Annotated in this window: 14 protein-coding genes; 3 read left to right on the plus strand and 11 right to left on the minus strand. The window is 73.4% G+C overall.

Translation table 11 applies throughout. The annotated features are described in order from the left end of the window. Positions 1-40: 40 nt before the first annotated feature. Entirely contained in the window at positions 41-1,339 is a 1,299-nt protein-coding gene (locus ACZ2G1_RS03200) for an APC family permease (protein WP_470377475.1), read from the plus strand. 15 nt (positions 1,340-1,354) lie between these two features. On the opposite strand, the gene hisS is transcribed toward ACZ2G1_RS03200, so the two are convergent. Beyond that, the gene (gene hisS, locus ACZ2G1_RS03205) at positions 1,355-2,710 is read right to left on the minus strand and encodes a histidine--tRNA ligase (RefSeq protein WP_470377476.1); all 1,356 of its coding nucleotides are present in this window, start codon (positions 2,708-2,710) and stop codon (positions 1,355-1,357) included. Between the two features lie 394 nt (positions 2,711-3,104). On the opposite strand from hisS, the gene ACZ2G1_RS03210 reads away from it, so the two are divergent. Both ACZ2G1_RS03210 and ACZ2G1_RS03215 read left to right on the plus strand, forming a co-directional pair. Further along, positions 3,105-4,496, plus strand: coding sequence for a DUF349 domain-containing protein (locus tag ACZ2G1_RS03210; protein ID WP_470377709.1), 1,392 nt, complete (start codon positions 3,105-3,107; stop codon positions 4,494-4,496). 91 nt (positions 4,497-4,587) lie between these two features. Then, positions 4,588-5,184, plus strand: coding sequence for a type IV toxin-antitoxin system AbiEi family antitoxin (locus ACZ2G1_RS03215; RefSeq protein ID WP_035928559.1), 597 nt, complete (start codon positions 4,588-4,590; stop codon positions 5,182-5,184). A gap of 18 nt (positions 5,185-5,202) precedes the next feature. Here ACZ2G1_RS03215 and ACZ2G1_RS03220 read toward each other — a convergent pair whose 3' ends face one another. The 10 genes from ACZ2G1_RS03220 to ACZ2G1_RS03265 all read right to left on the minus strand — a co-directional run bounded on the left by ACZ2G1_RS03220 (position 5,203) and on the right by ACZ2G1_RS03265 (position 16,676). Beyond that, entirely contained in the window at positions 5,203-7,527 is a 2,325-nt protein-coding gene (locus ACZ2G1_RS03220) for a RelA/SpoT family protein (protein ID WP_414467488.1), read from the minus strand. 212 nt (positions 7,528-7,739) lie between these two features. Beyond that, positions 7,740-8,759, minus strand: coding sequence for a protein translocase subunit SecF (gene secF / locus ACZ2G1_RS03225; RefSeq protein ID WP_170122830.1), 1,020 nt, complete (start codon positions 8,757-8,759; stop codon positions 7,740-7,742). Beyond that, positions 8,759-10,600, minus strand: coding sequence for a protein translocase subunit SecD (secD, locus tag ACZ2G1_RS03230; protein ID WP_470377477.1), 1,842 nt, complete (start codon positions 10,598-10,600; stop codon positions 8,759-8,761). The genes secF and secD overlap by 1 nt, the downstream gene beginning before the upstream one ends. Before the next feature lie 90 nt (positions 10,601-10,690). Further along, complete coding sequence (yajC, locus tag ACZ2G1_RS03235; protein WP_035928567.1) at positions 10,691-11,143, minus strand: preprotein translocase subunit YajC; 453 nt, start codon at positions 11,141-11,143, stop codon at positions 10,691-10,693. A gap of 106 nt (positions 11,144-11,249) precedes the next feature. Further along, positions 11,250-12,347: a Holliday junction branch migration DNA helicase RuvB gene (gene ruvB / locus ACZ2G1_RS03240; protein ID WP_035928767.1), complete on the minus strand. Its 1,098-nt coding sequence runs from the start codon at positions 12,345-12,347 to the stop codon at positions 11,250-11,252. Between the two features lie 26 nt (positions 12,348-12,373). Further along, positions 12,374-13,018 carry a Holliday junction branch migration protein RuvA gene (gene ruvA, locus ACZ2G1_RS03245; RefSeq protein ID WP_017832261.1) on the minus strand — a complete coding sequence of 215 codons (645 nt, stop codon included), beginning with the start codon at positions 13,016-13,018 and terminating at the stop codon, positions 12,374-12,376. Positions 13,019-13,108: 90 nt separating this feature from the next. Then, entirely contained in the window at positions 13,109-13,705 is a 597-nt protein-coding gene (gene ruvC, locus ACZ2G1_RS03250; RefSeq protein ID WP_017832260.1) for a crossover junction endodeoxyribonuclease RuvC, read from the minus strand. 26 nt (positions 13,706-13,731) lie between these two features. Next, the gene (locus tag ACZ2G1_RS03255) at positions 13,732-14,493 is read right to left on the minus strand and encodes a YebC/PmpR family DNA-binding transcriptional regulator (protein ID WP_017832259.1); all 762 of its coding nucleotides are present in this window, start codon (positions 14,491-14,493) and stop codon (positions 13,732-13,734) included. Between the two features lie 141 nt (positions 14,494-14,634). Next, the gene (locus ACZ2G1_RS03260; protein ID WP_095650975.1) at positions 14,635-15,312 is read right to left on the minus strand and encodes a type 1 glutamine amidotransferase; all 678 of its coding nucleotides are present in this window, start codon (positions 15,310-15,312) and stop codon (positions 14,635-14,637) included. 56 nt (positions 15,313-15,368) lie between these two features. After that, on the minus strand, positions 15,369-16,676 hold the full coding sequence (locus ACZ2G1_RS03265) for a Mur ligase family protein (RefSeq protein WP_095650940.1): 1,308 nt from the start codon (positions 16,674-16,676) through the stop codon (positions 15,369-15,371). Positions 16,677-16,717 lie beyond the last annotated feature (41 nt).

Here is a 16,717-nt window from a genome sequence, read left to right on the forward strand (position 1 = left end):
CAGCCCGGGCCTCCGCCGCCAGGACGACGACAGGACGACCATGAGCACCTCCCCCGGCCACCCGGCCCTCGCCCGCCGCCTGGGCACCCTCGACGCGACGGTGATCGGGGTGGGCTCGATGGTCGGCGCCGGGGTGTTCGTGGCCTTCGCCCCGGCCGCGGGGTTCGCCGGCCCGTGGCTGCCGCTGGCGCTGCTGCTGGCCGCGGTGGTCGCCTGGTGCAACGCGACCTCCACCGCCCAGCTGGCCGCCGTCCACCCCGCCTCCGGCGGCACGTACGTGTACGCGAACCGTCAGCTGGGCCCGTGGCCGGGCTTCGTGGCCGGCTGGGGCTTCGTGACCGGCAAGACCGCGTCCGCGGCGGCGATGGCGCTGACCTTCGGCCTCTACGCCGCGGAGCTCACAGGGGCCGACGACGCCGGGGCGCGGCTGCTCGCCGTGGCCGCCGTCCTCGGTCTCACGGCGGTGAACCTGGGCGGGGTCACCCGCACCGCCCGGCTGACGAAGCTGCTGGTCGCCCCGGTGCTGGTGGTCCTGCTGGCCGTGGTCGTGCTGCTGTTCTCGGGCACCGGCCCCACTGCGGGCGGGGCTCCTGCGGGGGACGGCCCCGGGTGGGACGGGACCGGCTGGGGCGTGCTGCCGGCGGCGGGCACCCTGTTCTTCGCCTTCGCCGGCTACGCCCGGGTCGCCACCATGGGCGAGGAGGTCCGGGACCCGGCCCGCACCATCCCCCGGGCCGTGCTGGGGGCGCTGGCGTTCACGCTGCTCCTCTACGGGCTGCTCGGCCTCGGGCTGCTGCGCTTCCTCGGCGTCGACCGGCTCGCGGTGTCGGCCGCCCCACTCCTGACGGTGGTGCGCGAGGCCGGCTGGGCGGCGGGGCCGACGACCGCGGGCGCCGTCGTCGTCACCGCGGCCGCCGCCCTGGCCACGCTGGGGGCGCTGCTGGCGCTGGTCGCCGGGATCTCGCGCACGGCCCTGGCCATGGCCCGCGAGCGGGACCTCCCGGGGCCGCTGGGCGCGGTGTCGCAGCGGCACCGGGTGCCGTGGGCGGCGGAGCTGGCCGTGGCCGGGCTCGTGGTGGTGCTCGTGCTGGTCGGCGACGTCCGCACGGTCATCGGCTTCTCGAGCTTCGGCGTGCTCGTCTACTACGCGCTGGCGAACCTCTCCGCGCTCACCCTCCGGCAGCGCCCGGGGTGGGCGCCCCGGGCGGTCAACGCGCTCGGCCTGGCCGGCTGCCTGGTGCTGGCGTTCACGCTGCCGTGGCAGTCCGTGCTCACGATGCTCGGCGTCTTCGCCGTGGGCCTGGCCGGACGCGCCCTGGTCCTGTCCCGGCGGCCCTGACCTCCCCCGCGCCGGTCAGGAGCCCGCGGCGCGCACGACCGGGCGCAGGTCCTCGGCCGGCGGGGACCAGGAGGCCGGGTCGGCGGAGACCTGCTCGCCGGAGCGGATGTCCTTGACCTCGTGGGCGAGCGAGCCGTCCTCGCCGCGGACCGTGAACCACACGTAGGGGATGCCGCGGCGCTCGGCGTACTTGATCTGCTTGCCGAACTTGGCGGCGCTCGCCGAGACCTCGCACGCGATGCCGCGCTCGCGCAGCTGCTGGGCCACGTCCTGGGCCGGGGACCAGGACTCCTCGTCCACCAGGGAGATCAGCACCGCGGTGGGGACCTTGCGGGAGGGCGCGGCCATCCCCTGGGACAGCATGCGGGTGACCAGCCGGGTGACGCCCACGGACAGGCCCACGCCGGGGTAGGTCTTCTTGCCGGTGGACGCGAGGGACTCGTAGCGCCCGCCGGAGCACACGGAGCCCAGCTGCTCGTGGCCCACCAGCACGGTCTCGTAGACGGTGCCGGTGTAGTAGTCGAGGCCGCGGGCGATCGAGAGGTCGGCGACCACCGTGCCGGGGGCGCGCCGGGAGGCCTCCCCCACGACCTCGGCGAGCTCGCGCAGCCCCTCCTCGAGCAGCTGGGTGTTCACCCCCAGCGCGCGGACCTGCTCCACGAAGGAGGTGTCCTCGGTGCGGATCGCCGCCAGCTGCAGCGCGGCCTGCGCCTGCTCGGGGGTGGCGCCGACCTCGTCGCACAGGGCCTGGGCGACCCGCTCGGGGCCGATCTTCTCGAGCTTGTCGATGTTGCGCAGCACCCCGGCGGTGTCCTGCAGCCCGATGCCCTGGTAGAACCCCTCGGCGAGCTTGCGGTTGTTCACGCGCAGCACGAACGGCGGGATGGGCAGCTTCGACAGGGCGTCGATCATCACGAGCGCGAGCTCCACGTCGTAGCGGAACGGCAGCGCGCCGTCGCCCACCACGTCGATGTCCGCCTGGGTGAACTCGCGGGCCCGGCCCTCCTGGGGGCGCTCGCCGCGCCACACCTTCTGGATCTGGTAGCGGCGGAACGGGAAGGCGAGGTGCCCGCCGTTCTCCACCACGTACCGGGCGAAGGGCACGGTGAGGTCGAAGTGCAGCGCCAGCTGGTCGTCACCGCGCTCGGCAGGGGCGTCCTCGTCCTCCTGCAGCCGGGAGACGACGTAGACCTCCTTGTCGATCTCGCCCTTGCGCAGCAGCTGGCCGACCGTCTCGACGGCGCGGGTCTCGATCGAGGAGAAGCCGTGCAGCTCGAAGCTCTCCCGCAGGAGGTCGAGGACGTGCAGCTCGACCAGACGCTCCTCCGGAAGCCATTCGGGGAAACCGGACAGGGAGGTCTTGCGGGCCATGGGGACGTGCTCCTCGGGTGGATTCGGCGGCGGGACGGGTGGACGGCCGGCCCGGACGGGCCCGACGGTTCCGCACTCATCCTAGGGATCCCCGCGCGCCCGGCCCAAAGCCCCGCCCGGTCCGGCCCCGGATCAGCCCCGGTCCCGTGCCCTGCCCCCTCGCCCTGCCCGTCCCGAACCCCGCCGGGCCCGGCGCGGGGGCACCGGAGGGCTCCCGGCGGCCGGAGCAGGCGGCCTCGGTAGTATGGGGAGGACGATTGTCCGAAGCCGGGCGACGACGCGGGGCACGCTCCCGGGGTCGGCGCCCGGCGAGAGCGAAAGAGTTCCAGCGGTGACAGAACGTCTCGAATCCGACGACCAGCCCACGCCCCGCCCCGTCCCCGCCCCGGGACCCGTGCCGAAGCCGGGGGTCCCCCGGCCGGGCGCCCCCGCGGCGCCGGCGCAGGCCTCCCCCGGCCCGGCTCCCACGCCCGCGGCCGTCCCGGCGGCCCCGGCCGCGGCCCCGGCGGCGCCGGCGCTCGCCTCCCCGGAGTCCGTGGCCCGCGCCCGGGCCTTCGGGCGCGTCACGGAGGACGGGCACGTCTACGTGGTCGTCGACGGCGAGGAGGTCCTCTGCGGCCAGTTCCCGGACGCGACCGAGGACGAGGCGCTGGGCTACTTCGCCCGGAAGTTCGACGACGTCGAGGCGCAGGTGGCGCTGCTCGAGCAGCGGGTGGCCGCGGGCGCGCCCTCGTCCGACATGCAGAGCACCGTGGACCACCTCGCCGAGCAGGTCGGCCAGCGCAAGATGCTCGGGGACGTCAAGGCCCTCGAGTCCCGGCTGGAGGCCCTGCGCCCGGCGATCCGGGAGCTCGAGGCCGCCGAGCGCGCCGCCCACGAGGCGCAGCGCGCCCAGAACGTCGCGGCGCGGGAGGCGATCGTGGCGGAGGCGGAGCAGATCGCCGCCCAGGACCCGCAGCGCACGCAGTGGAAGCAGTCCTCGGCCCGGATGGCAGAGCTCTTCGACCAGTGGAAGACCCACCAGAAGTCCGGCATCCGTCTGGGCCGGGCCGCAGAGGACGCCCTGTGGAAGCGGTTCCGCACGGCGCGCACCACGTTCGACCGGCACCGCCGTGCGTTCTTCTCGCAGCTGGACGCCGACAACTCCGAGGCGAAGAAGGCCAAGGAGGCCCTCATCGCCGAGGCGGAGGCCCTGTCCGGCTCCACCGACTGGGGCGCCACGGCCGCGGAGTACCGCCGTCTGATGGACCGGTGGAAGGAGTCCAAGCGTGCCTCCAAGAAGGACGACGACGCCCTGTGGGCGCGGTTCCGCGCCGCCCAGGACACCTTCTTCGCGGCGCGCAAGGCCGACAACGACCGGATCGACGAGGAGTTCGAGGGCAACCTCGCCGTGAAGGAGCAGCTGCTCGCCGAGGCGAAGGCGCTGCTGCCGATCACGGACCTCAAGGCCGCCAAGCGCGCCCTGGGCGACATCCTGGACCGGTGGGAGCAGGCGGGGAAGGTCCCGCGCGCCCACATGCGCCGGGTCGAGGCCGAGCTGCGCACCGTGGAGGACGCCGTGCGCCAGGTCGAGGACGAGAAGTGGCAGCGCTCCAACCCGGAGACGAAGGCACGGTCCAACTCGATGCTCACCCAGCTCGAGTCGAAGATCGAGGACCAGGAGGACGCGCTGGCCCGGGCGCAGGCCACCGGGGACACCAAGCGCGCGGCCAAGCTGGAGGGCGAGCTCGCCACCAGCCGCCAGTGGCTCGAGACGCTGCGCCGTTCGGCGGCCGACCTGCGCTGACCCGGGACGCACCGGAGGGCCCCGCGGCCGCGCTGTCCACAGCGCGCCGCGGGGCCTTTCCCGTGCCGCGGCCGTGGACGAGAGTGGGCCCATGGACGCCCCGCCCTGGCACCCCGACACCCTGTTCCTGCCCGCACGGCCGTTCTCGCGCGCCGAGCTCTCGGCCCTCGTCACGGACGGGGTGCTCGTGCCCGTGGTGCTGGAGGCGCACGTGCTGCGCGGGCGCCCGGTGACCCGGGCGGTGAAGGTCGCGGCGCTCGAGGCGCAGCTGCCGCCCCACCTGCTGCGGCGCGGGGTGCTGGGGCGGCTCTCCGCCGCGTGGTTCTACGACTGCGCCGGGCGCCCCAGCATCCTGCCGGTGCTGCTGGACAAGCTGCGCCGCACCACGATGTCCCCCGTGCCGGAGGGCCTGGCGCTGCACCAGGTCACGCTGGGCGGCTACGACGTCCACGACGCCGGGCCGGTGCACGTCACCACGCCGCTGCGCACCGCGGTGGACCTGGCCCTGCACGTGCCGGGGAAGGAGGGGACCGCGGCCCTGGAGAAGCTCATGCACGCCCCGCACCTGCACTGCCCGCCCCCGCTGGTGCAGGCCGCGCTCGAGAGCTTCGAGCGGATGCCCGGCCGACAGGCGGCGCTGCTGCGGGTCCGCCGCGCCGCCCGGGCCGTCGGCCGCCCCCTGCGCTGACGGGGGCGGCCGGGCGGCTCACCGGCCGGAGGGCTCCGAGATGGGGCGGTTGCCCGAGGTGCGGTAGACGTCGTAGACCCCGTCGATCCGGCGGACCTGGTTGAGCACGTGGTCCAGGTAGCGGGGGTCGCCCATCTCGAAGGCGAAGCGGGAGATCGCCAGCCGCGACTTCGAGGTGTGCACGGACGCGGAGAGGATGTTGACGTGGTTCTCGGAGAGCACCCGGGTGACGTCCGAGAGCAGGGACCTGCGGTCCAGGGCCTCCACCTGGATCTCGACCAGGAAGACGCTGGACTGGGTGGGCGCCCACTCGACCTCGACCACCCGCTCGGTGGAGGTGAGGGCGAGCATGTTGGCGCAGTCCTTACGGTGCACGGAGATCCCGGTGCCGCGGGTGACGAAGCCCATGATCTCGTCCGGCGGCACCGGGGTGCAGCAGCGGGCCAGCTTGACGTAGACGTCCGAGGCGCCCTGGACCGTCACCCCCGAGTCGGACACGCGCGGGCGCACCGGCTGGGTGGCGATGGTGGTCTCCGCGAAGTCCTCCTCCGCGCCGTCGGCACCGCCGAGGTCGCCCACGATCTTCGCGACCACGTCCTGGGCGCTGACCACGTCGGAGCCGATCGCCTCGTAGAGGGAGCTGATGTCGGTGCGGTGGAAGTCCTGCGCCACCGCAAGCAGGGACTCCTGGGTGAGCGTGCGCTGCAGGGGCAGGTGGTGCTTGCGCAGGGCGCGGGTGAGCGCGTCCTTGCCCTTCTCGATGGCCTCCTCGCGGCGCTCCTTGGAGAACCACTGGCGGATCTTGTTGCGCGCCCGCGGGGACTGCACGAACTTCAGCCAGTCCTGGGACGGTCCGGCGTGCTCGGACTTGGAGGTGAGCACCTCCACCCAGTCCCCGTGCTGGAGCTCCGAGGACAGCGGCACGAGCTTGCCGTTGACCCGGGCCCCGATGGTCTTGTGCCCCACCTCGGTGTGCACGGCGTAGGCGAAGTCCACGGGCGTGGAGCCGGCGGGCAGGGCCATGACCTCGCCCTTGGGGGTGAAGACGTACACCTCGGACGTGTTGATCTGGTAGCGCAGGGAGTCCAGGAACTCGGAGGAGTCCTGGGTCTCCTCCTGCCAGGACACGAGCGAGCTCAGCCAGGCGAGGTCCCCCTCCATGGCCTTCGGGGTCGCGGAGTTCGCCTGGTTGGCCTGGTCCTTGTACTTCCAGTGCGCGGCCACGCCGTACTCGGCGCGGCGGTGCATCTCGTGGGTGCGGATCTGGATCTCCACGGGGCGCCCGTCCGGGCCGATCACCGTGGTGTGCAGTGACTGGTACATGTTGAACTTCGGCATGGCGATGTAGTCCTTGAACCGCCCCGGCAGCGGCCGCCACCGCGCGTGCAGGGCGCCCAGGGCCGCGTAGCACTCGCGCACCGTGCTCACCAGGACCCGGACCGCCTGCAGGTCCTGGATCTCGTCGAAGTCCTTCCCGCGCACGATCATCTTCTGGTAGATCGAGTAGTAGTGCTTGGGGCGGCCGGTGATGGTCGCCTCGATGCCGGCCTCGGAGAGGTCCAGGGCGATCCGCTCGCGGATCTTGGCCAGCGACCGCTCGCGCTGGGGCTGGCGCTCCCCCACCATCCGCACGATCTCCTCGTAGACCTTGGGGTAGAGCGCCGCGAAGGCGAGGTCCTCGAGCTCCCACTTGATGGTGTTCATCCCGAGCCGGTGGGCCAGCGGGGCGAAGATCTCGAGGGTCTCGCGCGCCTTCTTCGAGGAGGAGGTCTGGGAGACGAAGCGCCAGGTGCGGGCGTTGTGCAGGCGGTCGGCGAGCTTGATGACGAGCACGCGGATGTCCTTGGCCATCGCCACGATCATCTTGCGCACGGTCTCGGCCTGCGCGGCGTCCCCGTACTGGACCTTGTCCAGCTTCGTCACGCCGTCCACGAGGGCGGCGACCTCGTCGCCGAACTCGGCGCGCAGCTGCTCCAGGGTGTAGTCCGTGTCCTCGACCGTGTCGTGGAGCAGGGCGGCCACCAGGGTGGCGCCCGTCATACCGAGCTCCGCGAGGATCGTGGTCACGGCCACGGGGTGGGTGATGTAGGGGTCGCCGCTCTTGCGCTTCTGGCCCTCGTGGCACTTCTCGGCGACCTTGAAGGCGCGCTGGAGGACCTCGAGGTCCTCCTCGGGGTGGGTGGCGCGCACGGTGTGCAGCAGCGGCTCGAGGATCGGCGAGTGGTCCATGGGCCGGCCGGAGAGGTAGGACAGGCTCGAGCGGGTGCGGTCGCTGCGGCCCGGGAACACGGCCCGGCCCAGCATCGGCCGGGACGCGGGCACCACGTAGTGGGTGCCGGCCATGTCCGAGCGGCGCGGCGGCGTCGGTGCGGCGCTCTGGCCCGTGGGGACGGCCCCGTCGTCGGACGAGCTCATGGCCGGGACTTCCTTCCCAATCGATGCACGCGGGGCGGCGGCCGTGCGGCCGCCGCCCCTGTCCTCGTCCCCGGTCCGGGTCCGACGTGTGCTGCTGTGGCGGTCCGCACCTGCACGGCCCGCCCTACGGTGGCTACAGTCTAGTGCGCGAGCGCCTCCTCGGCGGCACGCTCGGCGGACGCCCCCGCACGGGCCTCCTGCTCCTGGATGGCGGGCTCCCCGCGGCGCAGCAGCGCGTAGAGGGGCGCGGCCACGAACAGGGTGGCGGCGGTGCCCACGATGATCCCGACGAACAGGGACAGGGACAGGTCCTTGAGGGTGCCCGCGCCCAGGACGAGCCAGCCGATGAACAGGATCGAGCCCACCGGCAGGATGCCGACCACGGAGGTGTTGATCGAGCGCACGAGCGTCTGGTTGACGGCGAGGTTCACCTGGTCGGAGTACTTCCGTCCGGCCCGCTCCGGCGGGGCCGTGCCGTCGAGCAGGCCCTCGGTGTTCTCCCGGACCTTGTCGAAGACCACCACGGAGTCGTAGAGCGAGTAGCTGAGCACCGTGAGGAAGCCGATCACCGCCGAGGGGGTGACCTCGAAGCCCACGAGCGAGTAGATCCCGGCGGTGATCGCGACCGAGGCGAGCATGCCGGCGATCGCCGAGACGGACATCTTCCAGGTACGGAAGTACAGGGCCATCAGGGCGGTGGCCAGGACCACGAAGACCACCAGGCCCTGCAGTGCCTGGCTGGTGACGCCGGCGCCCCAGGTGGGCCCCACGAAGTTGGAGGTGACCTCCTGCTCGCTCACGCCGTAGGCCTCGACCAGGGCGTCCTTGACGGCGAGCGTCTGGTCGTCGTCGAGCTGCTCGGTGCGCACCCGGACGGTCTCCGGGGCGATGTTGGTGACCTCGACCTCCGCGGCGTCCGAGGAATCGGCGACGGCCTGCTGGCCGGTCTCGATGTCCGGGTCGGCCACGGCGGACACGGTGAACTCGGACCCGCCGGTGAAGTCGATGCCGAGGTTGAAGCCACCCTTGGCGACGGGCACGAGCAGGGAGAGCAGCACGAGGACGCCCACGATCGCGAGCCACCGCTCGGCCCGGCCCACGAAGGGGTAGGAGGTGCGCCCGCTGTGCAGGGCGTTGCCGAAATCTGCGAACCGGGACATCAGGCGTTCTCCTCGGGGGTGCGGGCGGCGGACGACGGCGCGCCGACCGGCGCGCCGTCCGGTGCTACCGCGGACGGGGGGTCCTGCGGCGCGGTCCGTCCCGCGCGCCGGCGCCGCTCGGCGATGGTCAGCCCGTCGTGCTCCGCCGAGGGCTCGCGCAGCCGTCCGGCGCCCCGGTACAGGGGCACCGCGTCGAGGGCCTCGGGGCTGAGCCCCGAGTGCTTCCCGCCGCCGCCGAAGTAGCGGGTGCGGGCGAGCATGACCATCACCGGGTGCGTGAACAGGAAGACGACGAGGAGGTCGGCGATCGCGGTCAGCCCGAGGGTGAAGGCGAAGCCGCGCACGTTGCCCACGGCCACGAAGTACAGCACCGCCGCGGCCAGCAGGTTCACGGCCTTGGACGCGAGCACGGTCTGGCGGGCGCGCTGCCAGCCGTGGTCGACCGCCGCGGGGATGGAGCGGCCGCTGCGGATCTCGTCGCGGATGCGCTCGAAGTAGACGATGAACGAGTCGGCGGTCTGGCCGATCGCCACGATCAGGCCCGCCACGCCGGCCAGGGACAGCCGGTAGTTCGCGGACCAGCCCAGCAGCGTGATCGCCAGCCAGGTGAGCACGCCCGCGACCACGAGCGAGCTGATGGTCACCAGTCCCAGCAGCCGGTACTGGAAGAGCGAGTACACGCACACGAGCACCAGGCCGATGATCCCGGCGATGATGCCCATCCGCAGCTGGTCGGCGCCCAGGGTCGCGGAGATCTGCTGCTCGGACTGGATGTCGAAGCTCATGGGCAGCGCGCCGTACTTGAGCTGCTCGGCCAGGAACTGCGCCTGCTCCTCCGTGAACTGACCCGTGATCTGGGCCTGGCCGTCGGAGATCACGGCGTTCATCGACGGGGCGGAGACCACCTGGCCGTCGAGCAGGATCGCGAACTGGCTGCGGGGGTCGCCGGGCGTGGCGCTGCCGATGCCGTAGAGCCGCTCGGAGAGCTCCCGGAAGGTGTCCGTGGCCTCGGGGCCGAACTGCAGGTTCACGGCGAACTGGTTCAGGGAGACCCCGGTGGAGTTCTGCGCCGTCCCGTAGGACGCGTCCTCGATCCCGGTGCCCTGGATCTCGACCGGGCCCAGGAGGTACTTGGTGCCGGTCTCGGGCTCGCAGGCGATGGTCGGGGCGTCGGCGTCCTGGGCCTCCCGCTCCTCGGGGGACTGCGGCACGGTGCAGTCGGCCTCCTCGAACTCCCGGAACAGGTCCGGGGTGATCCAGTTCGGGTCGGAGGCGTCGGTGGGCTCGGCCGTGGGCTCGGGCACCTCGTCGTCGGCGACGCGCTGGTCCTCGGGCACCGGCTCCGCCGCGGCGGTGGTGAGCACGGGGCGGAAGTTCATCTGCGCCGAGGTCTGGATGAGCTCGCGGGTCTGGGCGGAGGGCACGCCGGGCATGGAGACCACGATGTTGTTGCCGGACTGGGTGGCGATCTCCGCCTCCGCCACGCCCGAGCCGTCGACGCGCTGGCGGATGATCTCGACGGCCTGGTCCAGCTGCTCGGCGGTGATCTCCTGGCCGGCGTCCTCCCCCTGCAGGGAGGGGGAGAGGATCATCTGCGTCCCGCCCTCCAGGTCCAGGGCCAGCTTGGGGCCCCAGCCGGTGCGGTCGGTGCCCGCGCCCCAGGCCAGGAGCCCGGCCAGCAGGGCGAGCAGCACGGCCAGCCCGATCAGGGACCGCCGGGCGGTCGAGAGGGCGGCCCGCACCCCCGAGCGCGCCGGCGCGGTCGAGCCGCCCCGCCCGGACGGGCCGTCCGGGGCGGCGGGCCCCGGGTCAGCGGGGGTCTTGCGTGTGGTCAGTGCCATGGTCTTCCTTACGAACGACGGCCCGGTGAGGCCGGGCCTGTGCATGGGAACGGGCCGACCAGTGGTCGGCCCGTCGTCCCGTGTGGGGGGTCAGTCGTTGCGCTGCCCGGGCTCGCGCCGGGCGTCGTCGTCGAGGGGTTCGACCGGGGTCGATCCCGCGCCGGGGGCGCCGGGCTCGACCACCGACGGCGCCGCCTCGGTCTCGGCGGCGGGGGCCGCCTCGTCCTCGACGACCGTGGTGACGGTCTGCAGGTGCACGGTCACGGCGGTGCCCGGGGCGATCTCGAGGACCACCTTGTTGGTGTCCCGGTCGATCGAGCGCACGGTGCCGTAGAGGCCGTAGTTCGTCATGACCTCGGTGCCGGGGCCCATGGCCGCCTGCTTCTCCTTGACCTGGGCCACGGCCTTCTTCTGTCGGCGCATGGGCAGCCAGAGCAGGAGCACCATGGCCACGAGCATCAGGGGCAGCAGCCAGGCCGTGCTGCCTCCCGTGGGCTGGGCGGCCTGGGCGGGGAGGGACTGGACGAGGAGGAGCGGGCTCACGGACTTCCGTTCGATCGGTGGTGGGTGTCCTCACCATGGTAGGTGATCCGGCCCGTCAGCGTCCTGGACGGCACCCGGGAGGCAGCCCCCGGGTCTGCGGCCGCGCTCAGTCCTCGAACAGCGGCGGGACGTCCTCGGCGGCCGGGGCCGCGGCCGTGCCGCCGAAGGCGGCCCGCAGCCCGGGGTCCTTGAACGCCGCGTGCTCGGGCGGGCGCAGGCCCAGGTGGTCCCAGGCGGCGGCCATCGCGATCCGGCCCCGGGGGGTCCGGCCGAGCAGGCCCTCGCGGACCAGGTAGGGCTCGGCCACGGTCTCGACCGTCTCCGTCTCCTCCCCCACGGCGATCGCCAGGGTGGACAGGCCCACCGGCCCGCCGCCGAACTTCGTCACGAGCGCCTCGAGCACCGAGCGGTCCAGCCGGTCGAGGCCGCGGGTGTCCACCTCGTACATGTCGAGGGCCGCGGAGGAGGTGCGGGCGTCGATCCGCTGGATGCCGTGCACCAGCGCCCAGTCCCGCACCCGGCGCAGCAGCCGGTTGGCGATGCGCGGGGTGCCCCGGGAGCGGGAGGCGACCTCGGCGAAGCCCTCCGCGGTCATCGCGAGGTCCATGAGACCGGCGGAGCGGCGCAGCACGAGCTCGAGCTCCTCCACGGAGTAGAACTCGAGGTGGCCGGTGAAGCCGAAGCGGTCGCGCAGCGGGCCCGGCAGCAGGCCGGCCCGCGTGGTGGCGCCCACCAGGGTGAACGGCGGCAGGTCCAGCGGGATGGAGGTGGCGCCGGCGCCCTTGCCCACCACGATGTCCACCCGGAAGTCCTCCATGGCCATGTAGAGCATCTCCTCGGCGGGCCGGGACATGCGGTGGATCTCGTCGAGGAACAGCACCTCCCCCTCGGTCAGGGAGGACAGGATCGCGGCGAGGTCGCCGGCGTGCTGGATGGCCGGGCCGGAGGAGATCCGCAGGGGCGCGCCCATCTCCTCGGCGATGATCATGGCCAGGGTCGTCTTGCCCAGCCCGGGAGGACCGGAGAGCAGGACGTGGTCGGCGGAGCGGCCCCGCAGCCGCGAGGCCTCGAGCACCAGGGACAGCTGCTGGCGCACCCGCTTCTGCCCCACGAACTCGTCGAGGTTCGCGGGCCGCAGCGCCGACTCGAGCTGCTTCTCGTCGGGCTCGTCCTCCCCCGAGACCAGCCGGTCCCGGGAGTTCACGGCGGCGCCGTCGTCGCGGGCCACGCTCAGGCTCCTCGCTCCGCCGGGACCCGGGGCCCGGCCTTGGCCGCGCCGAGCCACCCGAGCACGGTGCGCAGGATCGCGGGCACGTCACCGGAGGCGGCGAGCTCCTCCCGGCCGGAGAGAGCGTCGGCGATGCCCCGGGCGGCGTCCTTCTCGTTCCAGCCCAGGCCCACGAGGGCCTCGAGCACCTGCTCCCGCCACGGCTCCATCGGGGCGGCGGCGGCCGGCTGGGCGGGACGGTCCGGGACGATGAGCTTGTCGGCCAGCTCCAGCACGATCCGGCGGGCGCCCTTGGGGCCGATGCCGGGGACGGTGGTGAACGCCTTGGCGTCCCCCTGCGCGATGGCGCGGTGGACGGCGTCCGGGCCGAGCACGGAGAGCACCGCCAGCGCCGTGCGGGGGCCCACGCCGCTCACGCCGAGCATGATCTCGAAGACCTCGCGCTCGGCGGGGCTGCGGAAGCCGAAGAGCAGCGGGGACTCGTCCTTGCGGGCCACGTACGCCGTGTCGAGCCGGACCTCCCCGCCGATCCGCAGGCCGGACAGGGTCTCCGGCGTCGCCTGCACCTGGACGCCGAACCCGCCTACCGCCACGACGGCGGTGGTGAGGCCGACGTGCTCGACCTGTCCCGTGATGGACGCGATCACCGCGCAACTCCTTCCCGTGCCCGGCGGGGGCCGTGCACGGTCGATCGAACAGATCTACGAATGACGACCACTCTAGCAGTGGGCGCCGGCTCAGCGGCGCCCGCCCCGCTTGGCACGGTGCTCCGCCTCGGCCCAGGCCCGCTGGGCGGGGGTCATGCCGGAGCGGGCGGCGGCCAGGGGGCGGGCGCCCTGGTGCGTCTCGGTCCGGGCGGTGGCGTCCACGCCCGTGCCGCCGCCGCGCCAGCCGTGGCAGATGGCGATGGCCAGGGCGTCGGCCGCGTCGGCGGGCCGGGGCGCCTCGTCGAGCCGGAGGATGCGCATCACCATGCGGGCCACGGACGCCTTGTCGGCCCGCCCCTCCCCCGTCACCGCGGCCTTGACCTCGGACGGGGTGTGCCAGGCCACCGGCACGCCGTGGCGGGCGGCCGAGGCGATCACGGCGCCGGAGGCGTGGGCCGTGCCGATGACGGTGTTCACGTTGGTCTGGGCGAACACCCGCTCGAGGGCGAGGGCGTCGGGCCGGTAGCGCTCGATCCACCGCTCGGTGGCCTCCCAGATCCGCAGCACACGCACGTCCAGCGGGTCGGCGGCGTCCGTGCCGGCCACCCCGACGTCCACGAAGGACGCGGTGCGGTTGCCGGCCATGTCGATCAGGCCGAACCCGCACCGCGTCAGTCCGGGGTCCACCCCGAGGATCCGCTGCGTCGCCGTGGTCAGTCCTCGGAGTCGAGCTGGGCCAGGACCTCGGCGGGGATGTCCGCGTTGGCGTAGACGTTCTGCACGTCGTCGAGCTCCTCGACGGCGTCGACCAGGCGCAGGAACTTCCGGGCGCCCTCGGCGTCGAGCTCCACGAGCATGCTCGGGCGGAACTGCGGGTCGTCGTTGTTGTACTCGAGCCCGGCCTCGTCGAGGGCCGCGCGGATCGCGGGCAGGTCGGTGGCCTCGGAGACGACCTCGAAGACGTCCTCCTGCTCCACGACCTCGTCGGCGCCGGCGTCCAGGACGGCCATGAGGACGTCGTCCTCGGTCAGCCCCTCGGTGCGGGTGACCTCCACGACGCCCTTGCGCTCGAAGAGGAACGCCACGGAGCCGGAGTCGGCCATGGTGCCGCCGTTGCGGGTCACGGCCACGCGCACCTCGGAGGCGGCGCGGTTCTTGTTGTCGGTGAGGCACTCGATGTACAGCGCCGTGCCCTGCGGCCCACGGGCCTCGTAGAGGATCTCGGTGTAGTCGACGACCTCACCGGTCAGGCCGGCGCCGCGCTTGACGGCGCGGTCGATGTTCGCGACCGGCACCGAGTTCTTCTTGGCCTTGGACACGGCGAGGTCCAGCGCCGGGTTGCCCGCGGTGTCGGGCCCGCCCATGCGCGCGGCCACCTCGATGCCCTTGATGTACTTGGCGAAGGCCTTCGCCCGCTTGGCGTCGATCGCGGCCTTCTTGTGCTTGGTCGTGGCCCACTTGGAGTGTCCTGACATGCGTCCCTCCTCGGGAAGTCGTTCGCGGTCGGCCGGGACGCGTCGTGCGTCGTCCCGGCACGGCCCGCCCCGGCGATGGCCGGGACGGGCCGGAGAAGTCCCGGTCCATTCTACCGGGTGCGCGCCGCCCCGGCCGGGGCCCTAGCGGGGCCGGGCCTGCGCGACCTCCCGGGCCCGCTCAGCCAGGGTGTCGTCCAGCGGTGCGGCGTCGAAGACGCCGCACCGGCGCTCCACCGCGGCGCGGATCAGGTGGTCGGCCACGGCGGGGTTCTTGGGCAGCATCGACCCGTGCAGGTAGGAGCCCACCACGTGGTGCACGCGGGCGCCCTCGGTACCGTCCTCCCCGTTGTTGCCCGCGCCCTTCACCACCCGTCCCAGCGGCGTCTGGTCCGGGCCGAGCCGGGTGACCCCGGAGTGGTTCTCGTAGCCGACGACGGTCCCGAACTCCGGGGACTCCAGCACGATGTTGCCGATCAGGCGCGTGGGTCCGCCCACGGTGGTCAGGTCGAGGATGCCGATGCCGGGCAGGGTCTCGCCGGCGCCGGTGCGGAACTCGTGGCCGAAGAGCTGGTAGAGGCCGCAGATCGCGAGCATCGGCACGCCGTCGGCGGCCATGGCCCGCAGCTCGGGGGCGATCCGCTGCAGGTCCTCCTGGACCCGGAACTGCCCCGAGTCCTGGCCCCCGCCGCCCACCAGCAGGTCGGCGTCGGGCGGGAAGGGGTCCCCGGGGTTGTGGTCGCTCAGCCGCACGGCGAAGCCGTACTTCTCCAGCCGGCGCTTGAGGGTGAGGGTGTTGCCCCAGTCCCCGTAGATGTTCATGTCCCGGGGGTAGAGCTGGACGAGGTGGACGGTGCGGTCGGTCACGGGGGCTCCGCTCAGATCTCGGCGACCTCGGCCACGCGGGACAGCTCCCGGCGCAGCTCGAGCATGGACGTGTAGGTGCAGAAGACGCGCATCGGCCGGTCCCCGGCCCCGGCGACGAAGCGCCGCAGGGCGTCGCCGAGGCCCGGGACCACCTCGCGCACCGCGACCTCGTCGTAGTCCAGGCGCAGGGCCATGTCCCACGCCCGGGTGCCGGAGACCACGTCCACGCCGCCGGAGCGCAGGGAGTGGAAGTCCACGTCCCACAGCCAGGAGACGTCGCGGCCGTCGGCGTACTCGTCGTTGATGGCGACCATCGTGGCGTAGTCGCCCGGCCGGGCCGAGGCCAGGGAGAGGCGGAAGCCGGCGGGGTTCTTCACGAGCAGCAGCTGCAGCGGCCGGCCGTCCACGGTGATGGTCTCCCCGCGGCCGAAGGCGGGGGTGACGCGGGAGAGCTCGTCCACCAGCGCGGCGCGGTCCGCGTCGGGGCCGGCCACGGCGAGCGCCAGCGCCAGCGCGGCCGCCGCGTTGTACATGTTGTAGACGCCGTAGAGCTCCACGGTGGTCTCGACGGCCTCCCCGCCCACCGTGAGCCGGACCCGGTTCGCCTCGAAGGACGTCAGCTCCACGTCGGCGGCCGGCCGGGGCGCCAGCTCCGCCTCGTGGTCGGCCTCGGCGTCGGGTCCGCCGGCCGAGCGCATGTCGTCGTCGGAGGGGAACATGGGCCGCAGCGGGGCGGACAGCCCGAACCAGCGGGTCTGCGTGCCCTCGGGGACGTGCTCCGCGAGGGACACGATCCGGGGGTCCTCCCGGTTGAGGACCACGGTGCCCGTGGTGGCCGCCGCGATCTGGGCGAGCATCCGCCGGGTGGTGTCGATCTCGCCGAAGCGGTCGAGCTGGTCGCGCATCACGTTGAGCAGCAGCGCGTGGCGGGGCTTGACCTGCTTGACGAAGTGCACGGCGTGCGCCTCGTCGAGCTCGAGCACGGCGACGTCCGCGTCGAGCCGGCCGGTGAGGCTCATCTCCCCGAGCAGGGCGGCGGCCACGCCGCGCACGAAGTTGGAGCCGGTGCGGTTGGTGAAGACCTTGTAGCCCTGCGAGCGCAGCAGCTGGACGGCCATCTTGGTGGTGGTCGTCTTGCCGTTGGTGCCGCTGATGAGCACCACGCCGTGCGGCAGCTTCGCGAGCTCCTCGGCCACGAACCCGGGGTGCAGCCGCTCCATCACGAGGCCGGGGAAGGCGGAGCCTCCGCCGCGCAGGGTGGTCAGGTACCGGATGCCTTGGCCGAGCAGGCGCACGTGGGGTCTGGACATGCGCTCCATCCTATGGTCTGCGCCCCGGCGGCGGCGGGCACCCGGGTGCC

The sequence above is a fragment of the Kocuria sp. KKT182 genome (assembly GCF_055635395.1).